The sequence below is a fragment of the Bradyrhizobium xenonodulans genome (assembly GCF_027594865.1).
GTDB classification, from domain to species: domain Bacteria; phylum Pseudomonadota; class Alphaproteobacteria; order Rhizobiales; family Xanthobacteraceae; genus Bradyrhizobium; species Bradyrhizobium xenonodulans.
In genome coordinates this window covers 3,785,626-3,799,230 of the sequence record NZ_CP089391.1, presented here as the reverse complement: position 1 = coordinate 3,799,230, position 13,605 = coordinate 3,785,626, and the positions used below count along the sequence as shown (strand labels likewise).

At 65.0% G+C, this 13,605-nt stretch carries 11 protein-coding genes; 5 read left to right on the top strand and 6 right to left on the bottom strand.

From position 1 onward, the window contains the following. The first annotated feature begins 44 nt into the window (after positions 1-44). From I3J27_RS17735 to I3J27_RS17715, 5 genes are read left to right on the top strand one after another with little or no spacing between them, the layout of a single operon-like run. A complete protein-coding gene (locus I3J27_RS17735) occupies positions 45-206 on the top strand; it encodes a hypothetical protein (protein ID WP_270171813.1) in 162 nt (53 codons plus the stop codon). A gap of 7 nt (positions 207-213) precedes the next feature. Next, complete coding sequence (locus I3J27_RS17730) at positions 214-2,154, top strand: glycosyltransferase (protein WP_270171811.1); 1,941 nt, start codon at positions 214-216, stop codon at positions 2,152-2,154. Positions 2,155-2,157: 3 nt separating this feature from the next. Then, a complete protein-coding gene (locus tag I3J27_RS17725; protein ID WP_270171809.1) occupies positions 2,158-2,898 on the top strand; it encodes an ABC transporter ATP-binding protein in 741 nt (246 codons plus the stop codon). After that, positions 2,895-4,274, top strand: coding sequence for a glycosyltransferase family 4 protein (locus tag I3J27_RS17720; RefSeq protein ID WP_270171807.1), 1,380 nt, complete (start codon positions 2,895-2,897; stop codon positions 4,272-4,274). The genes I3J27_RS17725 and I3J27_RS17720 overlap by 4 nt, the downstream gene beginning before the upstream one ends. Before the next feature lie 12 nt (positions 4,275-4,286). Then, a complete protein-coding gene (locus I3J27_RS17715) occupies positions 4,287-5,564 on the top strand; it encodes an O-antigen ligase family protein (RefSeq protein WP_270171805.1) in 1,278 nt (425 codons plus the stop codon). On the opposite strand, the gene I3J27_RS17710 is transcribed toward I3J27_RS17715, so the two are convergent. The 6 genes from I3J27_RS17710 to I3J27_RS17685 form a co-directional block, all read right to left on the bottom strand. Further along, positions 5,565-6,800 carry an ABC transporter substrate-binding protein gene (locus tag I3J27_RS17710; protein ID WP_270171803.1) on the bottom strand — a complete coding sequence of 412 codons (1,236 nt, stop codon included), beginning with the start codon at positions 6,798-6,800 and terminating at the stop codon, positions 5,565-5,567. 101 nt (positions 6,801-6,901) lie between these two features. Continuing rightward, positions 6,902-7,822 carry a DMT family transporter gene (locus I3J27_RS17705; protein ID WP_270171801.1) on the bottom strand — a complete coding sequence of 307 codons (921 nt, stop codon included), beginning with the start codon at positions 7,820-7,822 and terminating at the stop codon, positions 6,902-6,904. Between the two features lie 77 nt (positions 7,823-7,899). Further along, entirely contained in the window at positions 7,900-8,775 is an 876-nt protein-coding gene (locus I3J27_RS17700; RefSeq protein ID WP_270171799.1) for a DMT family transporter, read from the bottom strand. Between the two features lie 14 nt (positions 8,776-8,789). Then, positions 8,790-9,773 carry an NAD(P)-dependent oxidoreductase gene (locus I3J27_RS17695; protein WP_270172829.1) on the bottom strand — a complete coding sequence of 328 codons (984 nt, stop codon included), beginning with the start codon at positions 9,771-9,773 and terminating at the stop codon, positions 8,790-8,792. Continuing rightward, a protein-coding gene (prfB, locus tag I3J27_RS17690) for a peptide chain release factor 2 (RefSeq protein WP_270171797.1) occupies positions 9,674-10,805 on the bottom strand; the annotation gives its coding sequence in 2 pieces (ribosomal slippage) (positions 9,674-10,735 and positions 10,737-10,805; 1,131 coding nt in all). The genes I3J27_RS17695 and prfB overlap by 100 nt, the downstream gene beginning before the upstream one ends. A 113-nt stretch (positions 10,806-10,918) precedes the next feature. Continuing rightward, positions 10,919-13,420, bottom strand: coding sequence for a penicillin-binding protein 1A (locus tag I3J27_RS17685; protein WP_270171795.1), 2,502 nt, complete (start codon positions 13,418-13,420; stop codon positions 10,919-10,921). Positions 13,421-13,605: the final 185 nt, after the last annotated feature.

Sequence of the window (13,605 nt, the reverse complement as noted above, 5' to 3'; positions counted from 1 at the left end):
TACGAGACGCCACTGAGGGGCGCGACGTAAAGGGATTCTCTTCCATGGCTGACCGCTTGGTCCGCAATTCCGTTTCACTGCGTGCGCTGCCTGCTCCCGACCGGGGGCATGGCGCGATCGAGCCGATGCTGCCGGCACTGCTGCGCGGCGTCATCTTCATCTCGGTGCTCGCCGCACCGTTCGTCGCAGCCCTTCTCGCAGGCTGACGCCATCATGCATCACACCCAAGAAACCTCGTACGAAACCCCGCGCCGTCCGTCGGTGCTGCACATCTTCAAGATCTATTATCCGGACCTGTTCGGCGGCACGCTCACGGTGATCCGTGACATCTGCGCCAGCCTGAAGGACGCCTTCGCCTCCACCGTGCTGGTCTGTTCGCAATCGGCCGAGCGGCGCCAGATCGTCGTCAACGACGTGCCGGTCGAGCGCGTCCGCTCGTTCGGCAATCTGCTGTCGCTTCCCGCAGCCCCGGCCTATCCTTGGCGTTTGTGGCGCAGAATAGCCGAGCACGATCTGCTCGCGCTCCACGCGCCCTTCCCGCTCGCAGACCTCGTTTTCGCCTTCGGCTTCGGACGCAAGCGGCCGCTGGTGGTGCACTGGCACGCCGACATCGTCACCCATGCAGGCCTGCGCTGGTTCGTCGAGCCGTTGATGCGGCGGACCTTGCAACGCGCCAAGGCAATCATCGTCTCGGACCACGTGCTGGTCGAGAACACGCCGCTGCTGCGGGAGTTCGATGACAAGTGCCACGTCGTGCCGTTCGGCATCGACACGTCGGGTTACGACTGGCCGAAGATCGAACCGCACCATGTCAACGATCGCGGCCGGCTCGTGCTCGCCTGCGGCCGGCTCGTGCCCTACAAGGGCTTTGACGTCCTGATCCGTGCCGCGGTCAACCGCAAGTTCGAGGTCTGGATCATCGGCGAAGGCACTGAGCGGCCGCGACTGGAGCAGTTGATCCGGGAGCTCGGTGTCGGTGACCGCGTCCGCCTGCTCGGCTCGGTAAACGACAGCGAGCGCATCAAGCTGATGTGCCTGTCCGACGTCTTCGTGATGCCGTCGGTGACCAATGCCGAGACCTTCGGCCTGGTCCAGCTCGAGGCCATGGCCGCCGGCCGCCCCGTGGTGAACACCGCGCTCGACACCGCCGTGCCGCGCGTCGCCCGCCATGGCATGGAGGCGATCTCGGTGCCGCCGGGCGATCCCGAAAAGCTTGGTGACGCCATCGACACGCTGATCCGCGATCCCGAGCGCCGCCGTCGCATGGGGCTGTCGGCCCGGACGCGCGCGCTCACTCGCTACTCCGCCACGGCCTTCAGGGAAGGCATGGAGACCGTCTATCGCGACGCCGTCACCGCCTCTTGCGAGGAGCCGTCAACCGCCGCCGAGCCGCCGCAGGCGACCGGCTGGCTGGACAGCGTCCGGATCGCGGCGGCGCTGGCCTGGTCCGACATGCGCCACCGCTACGTTCGCTCGCTGCTCGGCCCGTTCTGGATGTCGCTCCAGATGGCGATCGTGGTCGCGGTGCTGGGCTCGGTGATCGGACAGATGTCGAACACCGACATGCTGGCGCGCCTGCCGATGCTGGCGCTGTCGATGACGGCCTGGACCTTCCTCAACGGCGTCGTGCTCGATTCGACCACCGCGCTCCAGAACTCCGCGAGCCTGATCCGCGACCGGGCGCTGCCGCCGGTGATCTTCCTGCTGCAATGCACCTTCCGCCAGGCGCTGTTCGCGCTCCATAACGCCTGCGTGCCGCTGGTGTTGTGGCTCGTCCTGTCACCACACGACCTCTCTCACGCGCTGGCGGCGCTGCCCGGCCTTTTGCTGTTCGTCGCCTGCACCTTCGCCATGAGCCTCGTCCTCGGCGCGACGGCGACGCGCTATCGCGACCTCAAGCCGATCATCGAATCCACCTTGATGCTCGCCTTCCTCGCCTCGCCCGTGATCTGGTCGTCGGACATCATCAATCACCGCTCGACGGTGATGCGGCTCAATCCGCTGACGCATCTGTTCGCGGTGTGGCGCGAGCCGCTGGCGGGCGTCCCGATCGATCCGACCAGCGTCGTCTATGTCCTCATTACGTTGGCGCTGCTGATCTTTGCGAGCGTGCTGACGCTGGTCCACCTGCGCAAAGCCGCCTTCTGGATCTGACCCATGGTCTCGATCAGCCTGCGCAACGTCTGTCTCGATTATCCGCTCTACGGCGCCTACGACTTCTCGCTGAAGCGGCGCCTGCTCGGCCAGCTCATCCGCGAGCCCGGCGAGATGCGGATCATCCGCGCCGTCGACAATGTCACGATCGACGCCGAAGCAGGCGCCCGCATCGGGCTTGCCGGGCCCAACGGCTCCGGCAAGTCGACGCTGCTGCGTCTGATCGCCGGCGTCTACCCGCCGAGCAGCGGCCGCGTCACGGTCCGTGGCAACGTCGTGCCCCTGCTCGGCCTGAACGCCGGCGTCAACCTGGACTTCGTGGCGGAGGACAACATCGCGTTGCTGCTGCGGATCAGCGGCCGCAAGCCGACCCGCAGCGTGATCGACGCGATCTGGGCCTTCACCGAGCTCGAGACGCGCATGCAGCGGGTGCCGCTGCGGATGTTTTCCTCGGGCATGCTGATGCGGGTGCTGTTTGCGACCGCCACGGCATTTCCGGCTGACATTCTCCTGCTCGACGAATGGCTCAGCGTGGTCGACGAACACTTTGCGGAGAAAGCCGAAATGCGGCTCCTGAATCTCGTGTCGCAGGCGGCGATCGTGATCATCGCCTCGCACGACCAGCCGCTGCTGCGCCGCACCTGCACCAGCATCATCAACCTCGATCACGGCCGCATCGCTTCGACCATCGCAGTCGAGCCGCCGGCCACGCACGCCTTCGGGCTCCGCGAGAAACGCGCATGAAACAGAACATCCTTGTCGTCTCCGAGTCGCTCGGACAACCCAATCACAAGCGCGGCATCTTCCACTTCACCCGCGAATTGGTACGTTCGCTCGCCGCGGAAGGCCATGAACTCACGCTGCTGGTGGAGACCTCGAAGCGCTACCGCAAGCTCTGCCGGCGCGAGCGACGCACAAAGCTGTTTGCGGCACAGTCGCGCAACATCGAGCTGCTTGCTCTTTATCGCTTCCTGGACGAAATCAATGTAAGCGGGCCGGTGACGTTCAGCGGCACGCGCCGCAAATTCGACTGGCTCCGCCACAGAGCCGGCATGTTGCTGTCGCGGGACAACGTCCTCTGCCTCCTGCGCGCGATCGGCCTGCGTGGCCTGAACGCGCGGCTGATGGAGAACCGGACCGCCGCGCTCGAATACATTCCGCCGGATCTGAGCCACCTCGAACTGTTCGGCGACTTTCAGCTCGAGCCCGGATTCTTCAACTATCAGGACTCCTCGGCCTTCTTCCTGCTGCCGCCGCCGCGCATCGACGCGCGCGACTACGACGTCATCGTCGTGGACACCCCGACCCGGGTGGCGATCACGCGCAGGCCCGGCGCCAAGGTGATCTGCGTGATCCACGATTTGTTGCCGCTCACCGACCTCAAGCTCAGCGACATCGCGACGCGGCAGTTTCTGGCGCGAATCCGCACCAGCCTGCGCCAGGCCGACGAGCTCGCCTTCGTTTCAAACTATAGCATGATGCGGTTCAGGGAGCTGTTGCCGCAATATGCGCACCTACCGGCGCGGGTCGTGTATCCCCGCACCCGGTTCGACGCCCCGGATGTCCTGCACCTGCCAGCCCCGTCGGGGCGTCCGGGGCGGCCGAGCTTTGTCGTCATTGTCTCGAACGAGCCGCGCAAGAACGTCGCCACCGTCATCCGCGCCTTCCGCAACGTGCCGCAGGCCGATCTCGTCGTGATCGGCTATGCCGGGGAGATCAGCCGGATGCGCAAGCTGCCGCGAAACGTCCGCTTCGCCGGCTATGTCGACGAGCACGAGAAGGCGGCCCTGATCGCGGAATCGCACGGACTGATCATGCCGAGCCTCGCGGAAGGTTTTGGCGTGCCTATCATCGAGGCGCTGGCTGCGAACACGCCGGTGCTGTGCTCCGACATCGCCGTGTTCCGCGAAGTCGCAGGCGACCTTGCCGACTATTTCGACCCGTTCTCGACCGACGCGATCGCCGCCTCAATCACCCGCGTGCTGACGCGGCAGGAGGAGTGGCGCGGCAGGATCCGCGCGAGGCGGCATGAGCTTGCCGAGCGATACGGCTACGAGACGCAGGCGCGCGACTTCCTTGGGCACGAGAGGCCCCGGGAAAGCCTGGTCGCCGCGCAATAGGCGCAGCTCCGCATGACTGCTTCCGCGACATTGTCCGGTCCGGCCGGTCCGCCCCCCTTGCGCGCCCGGTGGCAGGCCTTCAGCAAATCGGCCGCGCTGATCCGGGCCGCCGATGTGCTCGCCGTCCTGATCGCGGCGTCGCTGCCCTGGTCGACCACGGCGCCTTCGATTTTCGTCGGGCTCTGGCTGCTCGCGGTGACGCCGACCATCGACTGGCGCGACTATGCGCGCAAGTTCGCACAGCCGGCGTTTGCCCTGCCCTTGGCCTTCCTGCTGCTCGCGCTTCTCGGCGTATTGTGGTCCGACGGCGCATGGGCCGACAGGCTGCATGCGATCAAGCCGGTCGCCAAGCTCGTGCTGATCCCGGCGCTGCTCTACCATTTCAGCCGGTCGGAGCGCGGCTACTGGGTCTGTCTCGCCTTCCTCGTTTCCTGCGCGCTGCTTGCGGTCTATTCCTGGGTCGTGCTGCTCGATCCCGCCTGGAAGATCACCGCGACGGCGTCATCAGGTGTTCCCGTCAAGAACTACATTGATCAGAGCCAGGAGTTCACGCTCTGCGCATTCGCGCTTGTCCTGCCCGCGCTGACTTTCTGGCGCGGCGGTAGCCTGGCCGCAACAGCGGCCTGTCTGGCGCTGATCCTGCTGTTCGTCACCAACATGGTGTTCGTCGCCTCGGCCCGCACGGCGCTGCTCTGCATCACGGTGCTGCTCGCCTTGTTCGCTTGGAGGCATTTGAGCCGGCGCGCGGCCATGCTTCTGCTCGTGGGCACGGTTGCCGCCAGCGCGCTGGCCTGGACGACGTCCCCCTATCTGCGCCAGCGCATTGCCGACGTCGCCGTCGAATATCGCCACGGCCATGAGGACATCAGCCGCGCCTCGACCGCGCAGCGGCTGACCTATTGTCGCAAGGCCCTCCATGCTTTTGCCGAGGCGCCCCTGATCGGCCATGGCACCGGCTCGATCAAGCGCCAGTTCGAGCGCGCCTCAACGAGTGGAAGCAACCTCGATGCGGAGATCGTCAGCAATCCGCACAATCAGACCCTCAACGTTGCCATGCAATGGGGCCTGTTGGGCGTCGTCCTGCTCTACGCCATGTGGATCGCCCATCTCCGCCTGTTCCTGGGCGAGGGTCTTGCGGCCTGGATCGGCCTCGTCGCCGTCGTCCAGAACATTGCGAGCTCGCTTCTGAACTCGCATCTGTTCGATTTTCACGAGGGCTGGATGTATGTGCTCGGCGTCGGCGTTGCCGGCGGCATGGCCTTGAAAGCAAAGACCGCCGCCCGGCCCTGACTACTGGCTGCGCTCGTGGCCGACCTCGCCGGTGATGACGTCTCCGAACAGCTCCCAGGCCTGTCCATTGAAGCGCATCAGTTGCATCTGCTCGATCGGGAAATAATCGTCGGGTGAGGTGTTCACCATGATGCCGGGCAGCATCAAATCGGTCTGGAAATCCTTCAGGTTGGTGGCCTGCTTCATCACGTTCTCACGGGTGAGATTGTCACCGCACTGCTTCAACACCTGCGCCATCGCCTCGGCCTGGACGTAGCCGTAGATGTTGTTGGAGTTGGCCTTGTCGCCGTCGGGATAGTATTTGTCCATGAATTCGCGCCATTTGATCACTGCGGGATCCTTGTCCCAGGTCGGGTCGGTCGGGTCCTTCAGATAGACGGTCGAGATGATGTCCTTGGCATAGTCGAGCCCGGCGGGCTTGAGCACCGAGGCAACCGAGGTCGCGGTGTTGGCCAGGAAGAACTTCGGCTTCCAGCCGAGCTCGCCGACCTTTCGGATCGCCTGCGCCGACCCCTTCGGCGCGGCCCATGAGAAGAAGATGTCGGCACCGGAATCGTGCAAGGCCACGATCTGCGAGTCGATCGAGGGGTCGCTGACCTCATAGGATTTGTCGGCGATGATCATGCTGACCTTGTCGCCGAGCCCGTCCTTCAGGCCCTTGAACTGATCCTTGCCCGCGTCGTCATTCTGCCAGAACACCGCGATCTTGCTGTTCGGGAAATTGTCGCGGATGTACTTTGCGTAGATTCGGCCCTCGCTCTGGTAGTTGGGCTGGAAGCCCATGGTCCACGGGAAATTCCTGGGGTCGCCGAACTTGGTGCCGCCGGAGGCGACGAACAGCTGCGGCACCTTCTTGGCATTCATGTATTTCATGATCGCGGAATTCGAAGGCGTGCCGAGCGCCTGGAAGATCAACAGCACCTCGTCGCTCTCGACCAGCTTGCGCGCCTGCTCGATCGCCTTCGGCGGCGAATAGGCATCGTCATAGCTGATGAAATTGATCTTGCGCCCGTTGATGCCGCCCTGATCGTTGATCATCCTGAAATAGGCGGCCTCGGACTTGCCGATCACGCCATAGGACGACGCCGGCCCGCTATAGGGCATGATGTTGCCGATCTTCACTTCCGTGTCGGTGGCTCCGGGATCGTAATTCTTCTCCGCCAAAGCCGGTGTCGTGACGAGCACGCCGGCAGCAAGAATGGCGAGGGCAGCAAGGTTTTCGCGACGACCCGGCATCGTTTTCTCCCCTGTATTCTTTTAGTCTTGTTATGCAGGGAGTGTCGCAAGGCTCCGTATGGCTGGCAAGCGCCACGATTTTCCGCGTGGTGAAACGGCGACTATGGAACTTGCGTGACGCGCCGCAGCAGGGCTGGTACGCGCCCGTCGATCACGAGCAACGCGCTGCCGATGATGATCGCACCTGCGATCTCGCGCATGGAGATCGGCTCGCCCAGAACCAGCCATCCCAGAAAGATGGCAGTGACGGGAATGAGCAGCGTCACCAACATCACATTGGTGGCGCCAGAGCGCCGGATGATCTGAAAGAAGACGATGTAGGCGAGCGCCGTCGACAGGCCGGCAAGGCCAAGCACGGCGAGCCAGGTCGTAATGCTCGGCATCGGAAGCCTCCAAGGCTGCTCCACCGCGCCCGCGACGATCGCCATCGTCGCCGTGGAAGCCATCAGTTGAAACGTCGCCGTGCCGAGCGGGGCTGCGTCCTTCAACAGCCGCCGCGCCGCCAGTGCCGCAAAGCCATAGCTGAAAGCGCCGCCAAGGCAGAGCAGGATGCCGAGCCCCTGCCCTGTCCGCGTCTCGACGCCCCATCCGCGCAGGATGATCACGCCGGCGAGGCCCAGCGCCACGCCGGCCACCCGGCGGATCTGCAGGGCCTCTTCGCCCGCCGCAGCCATCACCATCACCGCGAACAGCGGCGTGGTCGCGTTCAGGATCGATGCCAGCCCGCTCGGAATGAAGGTCTGGCCGATCACGATCAGCGAGAACGGGATGACGTTGTTGAGCAGCCCGATCACAACGAACGGCTTCCAGCCCGACATGCTCTTGGGGAAGCCGATCCCCTGCATGCGAAGAAGCGGCAGCAGAACGGCCGCGCCAAGCGCGGCGCGCAAAAACACCAGCGTCAGCGGTGGCAATTCACGCAAGGCAGCGCCGTTGAAGAAGAACGAGCCGCCCCAGAGGATCGATAGTACGGCGAGCAGCGACCAGTCCCGCGCGTCGATCCGGTTATCATTCGGGGGCATGCGTTTCACCTCAGCGGCCAAGTCTGCCGCCTAGGACGGCGCGGCGGACCTTGCCACCCGATTTCCGACAACATTGCTCAGGATTGCCGTCGAGTCCGGACATCACTCGCGATATCGGCAACAACCGCCCCGATCACCAGCACGCCGCCAATCAGCGCGTGCGCAGCGGGTACCTCGCGGAAGACCACCCAGATCCAGAACGGCATCAGCGGCGTTTCCAGCGTCGCGATCAGGGAGGCCTGTCCTGACGGCAGCAGACGCGAGCCGAGCATGTAGAAAGTCAGGCCGAGCGCGACCTGAAGGCAGCCGAACATCGCGAGGATCGCAAGGCCATGGCCGCCGACATGGGCGATGTCGTGGGCAAACGGGAGGCTGACGAGGCTGCCCATGAAGTTCGACAGCGCCGCTGCCGCCACCATCGACGTCTCGCGATGGCGTCGGACCACGACCGTCATGGCGGAGATGGCGAGCACCATCAGGCAGCTCAGGGCCAAGCCGCCGACATCGGCGCCGGCCTGCACGCCACCGACCGTGATGATCACGCCGGCAAAGGCAATCAGGCTCGCGACCAGCGTGCGCCAGCTCGCGGCTTCACCAAGCCACAGCCATGCCAGCGCGGCGGCGACGAAGGGCTGTGTTGCGATCAGCACCGCGACATTCATCACATTGGTCATCTGGAGCGCGGGAATGAACGAGACCATGCCGAGCGCGGACAATGACGCGACCAGCAGGCCGCCTCTCCCCGGTACGACCAATTGCCATAGCGCAGCGCGGCCCTGCATCACCACGAGGAACACCGTGATCAGGCTGCCGGCGAACAGGCCGCGCCAGAACAAAATGGTCCAGGGATCGAACGGCAACAGCCGCGTGAAGAAAGGCGCCGTGCTCCAGGCAACCGCAGCGGCGATGACGAGGGCAATGCCAAGACCGCGTTCCGAACGAGGCTGCCCCATGTCGATACGCCCGGCTAGGACGGCTTCTTCGGCCGCGACACCAGCTCGATCATCCTGCCTTCGTCATCGTCCGGCATCGCCGCCTTCGCCTGGGCATAGGACTCGACCGCGGCGCGCGAGACCAGCGGCTTGTCGGCCAGGAGGCTCTCGGCGAGCTTGACTGCATAGGCCGCATCCTTGTGCCGCAGCGCTGCCGTGAAGGTCGCGCCGCTGAAGTCGCGGGCGACCATGCGCTTGGAATGACGCGCGACCTGCGGGCTTGCGGCGACGCCTGCCTGGATCGATTCCAGCACGAGGTTCATGTCGAGCCCGGCCTGCTCGGCGATGGCGAGACCTTCGGCAAGGCCGGCGATCTGGATCGCGCCCATGAGGTTGTTGATGAGCTTGTAGACCGTGCCGGAGCCGACCGCGCCGAAATGGCGGATGGTCGCGCCGATCGGCGTCACATACGGCCGCGCCCGTTCGAGATCGGCCGCGTCGGCGCCAACCAGCAGCGTCAGCTTGCCGGCGGCCGCTGCGTCCGGCAATCCCGTCACGGGGCAATCGATGTAGATCAGCCCGCGCGAATTCAGCTCGCGGCCCATCTCGCGGGCATGGTCATAGGAAACGGTGGAGCATTCGATCGCGATGGTGCCCGCCTTCGCCGTCTTGGCCGCGCCCTCCGGCCCCAGCCAGACCGCGCGCGAGGCCTCGTCGTCGGCAACCATGGTCACGACGGCATCGGCATCGATCGCGGCGTCCTCGGGCGAGGTCGCCCACTGCGCGCCGCGTGCGATCAGGTCTTCCGCTTTGGATCGACTGCGATTCCACAGCGTCACCGTAAAGCCGGCATCGAGATAGCGGCCGGCCATGCCATGACCCATCCGCCCCAATCCGATGAAGGCGATGCGGGTCATGATCAGTCGACGTCCTCGATGTCGCCGGTCGTGGTGCCGAAGGCACGCTGCGCCAGCGTCGCGGCCATGAAGTCGTCGAGATCGCCGCCGAGCACGCCTGATGTGTCTGAGGTCTGCACGCCCGTGCGCAGATCCTTCACCATCTGATAGGGCTGGAGCACGTAGGAGCGGATCTGGTGGCCCCAGCCGATGTCGGTCTTGGCGGCCTGGTCGGCGGCGGCCTTCTCCTCGCGCTTCTTCAGCTCGATTTCATAAAGACGCGCGCGCAGCATGTCCCAGGCCTGGGCCCGGTTCTTGTGCTGGGAGCGGCCGGCCTGGCAGACCACGGCAACACCGGTCGGGATATGCGTCAGGCGCACCGCGGACTCGGTCTTGTTGACGTGCTGGCCGCCGGCGCCGCCCGAACGCATGGTGTCGACGCGGACGTCGGCTTCCTTGATGTCGATCTTGATGCTGTCGTCGATGACGGGGAATACCTGCACGCTCGAGAACGAGGTGTGCCGCCGCGCATTGGAATCGAACGGCGAGATGCGGACCAGGCGGTGCACGCCCGCTTCGGTCTTCAGCCAGCCATAGGCGTTGTGGCCGGAGACCTGGATGGTCGCGGACTTGATGCCGGCCTCTTCGCCCTCGGACTCTTCGAGGTATTCGACCTTGAAGCCGTGCGTTTCGGCCCAGCGCGTGTACATGCGCAAGAGCATCTGCGCCCAGTCCTGGCTCTCGGTGCCGCCGGCACCGGCATGGACTTCGAGATAGGAATCGAAGCGGTCGGCTTCGCCCGAGAGCAGCGCCTCGAGCTCGCGCCGCGCCACTTCCTTCTTGAGGTTCTTCAGCGCAGCTTCAGCCTCGGCCACCACGCCGGCATCGCCCTCGGCCTCGCCGAGCTCGATCATGCCGATGTCGTCTTCGAGCTCCTGCTCGACCTTGCCGATACCCGAGAGCGAATCCTCAAGCGAGGTCCGCTCCTGCATCAATTTCTGGGCCTTCTGGGGATCGTTCCAGAGGTTGGGATCTTCTGCGAGCTTGTTCAGCTCAGCGAGGCGCGCCGTCGATTTCTCGACGTCAAAGATGCCTCCTCAGCAGCCCGACTGACTGCTTGATCTCTTCTACCAACCGTTCGATTTCGGCGCGCATGTGGTTCTCTGGTCTCGCGGAAATGTTCCCGCGTCTGATGGCAACGCCGATGTAGCGGCGGCGGCTGCAAAGCGCAACCGCCGGAACCGCGATCGTCCGTCTTGTCCTAAGCCTTAGTACAGCCCGCCGGTGCCGGGCCGCATGAAGAAGCCGGAATCCGGTTGCTGCTGCTGCGAGGCCGGCATGCGGCCGTCGGCGTCGGCAACGCCGATGACCGAATAATTGTCCGGCGGCGCCGTGCCCGGCTTGAAGGCTTCGAGAATGGTTCCGCCGGTCTCGCCGGGGCCGGCGCGCATGCCGGTCTTGGCGACGACGCGAACCAGCTTGATGCCGGCCGGGACCTTGAACGGAACCGCGGGCTTGTCGGCGAGCGCGAGCTTGAGGAAATCGCGCGCGATGGGCGCTGCCAGATGACCGCCGGTCGCGGCGTTGCCTTTGCCGAGCGCGCGCGGCTTGTCGTAGCCCATATAGATGGCGACGGCCACGTCAGGCGAGAAGCCGACGAACCAGGCGTCCTTGGCCTCGTTGGTGGTGCCGGTCTTGCCGGCGATCGGCTTGCCGACCTCCTTGACCACGGTCGCGGTACCGGCCTGGACCACGCCTTCCATCAGCTCGGTGATCTGATAGGCGGTCATGGAATCCAGCACCTGTTCCCGGCGATCGATCAGTTGCGGCTCGGCCTGGCTCTTCCAGCCGCCCGGCGCATCGCAGCCTCGGCATTCGCGCTGGTCGTGCTTGAAGATGGTGCGGCCGTAGCGATCCTGGATACGGTCGATCAAGGTCGGCTTCACCCGGCGGCCGCCATTGGCGAGCATCGAATAGGCCGTGACCATGCGCATCGCCGTGGTTTCGCCGGCGCCGAGCGCGTAGGACAGGTAGTTCGGCAGCTCGTCATAGACGCCGAAGCGGCGCGCATATTCGCCGATCAGCGGCATGCCGATGTCCTGCGCGAGGCGCACGGTCACGGTGTTGAGCGACTGCCGCAGCGCGTTGCGCAGCGTCACAGGCCCCTGGAACTTGCCGGACGAGAAGTTTTCGGGCCGCCACACCCCGGCGCCCTGGCCCTGGTCGATTTCGATCGGCGCGTCGAGCACCACGGTCGACGGCGTATAGCCGTTGTCGAGCGCGGCCGAATAGACGATCGGCTTGAACGACGAACCGGGCTGCCGGTAGGCCTGCGTGGCGCGGTTGAACTGGCTCTGGTCGAACGAGAAGCCGCCGACCATCGCGAGCACGCGGCCGGTCCAGGGATCCATCGCCACCATCGCGCCGGAGACTTCGGGGATCTGACGCAGCCGGTACTGCCCCTCGACAGGCTGGCCGTCCTTGTAGAGCGGATCGGCGTAGATGACGTCGCCGGGCTGAAGCACCTGCGACACCGCCGTCGGCGCCTTGCCCTTCGTGGCGCCCTGCGCGGCGCGCGCCCAGCGCACGCCGTCGACCGTGACGATGCCGGTCTCGCGCTGCTTGCTGACGGCGCCGCCGAGCTCGCGGCTCGGCTGGAAGCCGATGCGCGCCGACTGGTCGCTGGTTTCCAGCACGACCGCCATGCGCCATGGCGAGATGTCGGAGAGCGACTTGATCTCGGCGAGCTTGACGCCCCAATCGCCCGTCGTGTCGAGCTTGCTCATGGCGCCGCGATAGCCCTGCTGCTCGTCATAGTTCACGAGGCCGGACACCATGGCCTTACGCGCCATGACCTGGATCTTCGGATCGAGCGTGGTGCGGACGGAGAGACCGCCCTCGTAAAGCTTCTTCTCGCCATAGCGCTCGAAGATGTCGCGGCGGACTTCCTCGGCGAAATATTCGCCGGCGAAGGTGTGAGCACCGTTGGACCGGCTGGTGACGGCCAGCGGCTCCTTGCGGGCCTTGTCGGCGTCGGCCTGCTTGATCCAGCCGTTCTCCAGCAGACGGTCGATCACGTAATTGCGGCGCTCGACGGCGCGGTCGCGGTTGCGGACCGGGTGCAGTGTCGCCGGCATCTTCGGCAGCGCGGCCAGATAGGAGGCTTCCGCCACCGTCAGCTCGTTGACCGATTTGTCGAAATAGACCAGCGAAGCGGCTGCGATGCCGTAGGCGCCGAGGCCCAGATAGATCTCGTTCAGATACAGCTCGAGGATCTTGTCCTTCGAATAGGTCTTCTCGATCCGCATCGCCAGCAAGGCTTCCTTGATCTTGCGGGCGAAGGAGACCTCGTTGGTCAGAAGGAAGTTCTTGGCGACCTGCTGGGTGATGGTGGATGCGCCCTGCGGACGGCGGTTGGAGCCGTAATTCTGGATATAGACCACGCCGGCGCGCGCCATGCCGGTGTAGTCGATGCCGCCATGCTCGTAGAAATTCTTGTCTTCGGCCGCCAGGAAGGCGTTGATTACGAGCTTGGGCACCGCCTGGATCGGCAGATACAGCCGCCGCTCCTTGGCGTATTCGCCGAGCAGCGAGCCGTCGACCGCGTGCACGCGGGTCATCACCGGCGGCTCGTAATCCTGAAGCTGAGAGTAGTCGGGCAAGTCCTTGGAGAAATGCCAGATCAGGCCTGCCACGGCTCCGACACCGACAAGGAACAGCACTGTTCCCGCGGCGAACAGGAAGCCCATGAACCGCACCAGCAAACGCATTATCTGTTTATCCGTTCAAACTCTGGATCAGCCCAGTATCAGCCCCATAGGACCTAAAAACTGGCACCCCAAAACAGGCACCAACCTCACGTCGCGAATTCACCGGCCTACTCAATACTGTCCGTGCCGGACCCAAGACGCTTGCCGAGCGGGATTCTCGCCGATTCCGGAACCCCCTGCGGCGT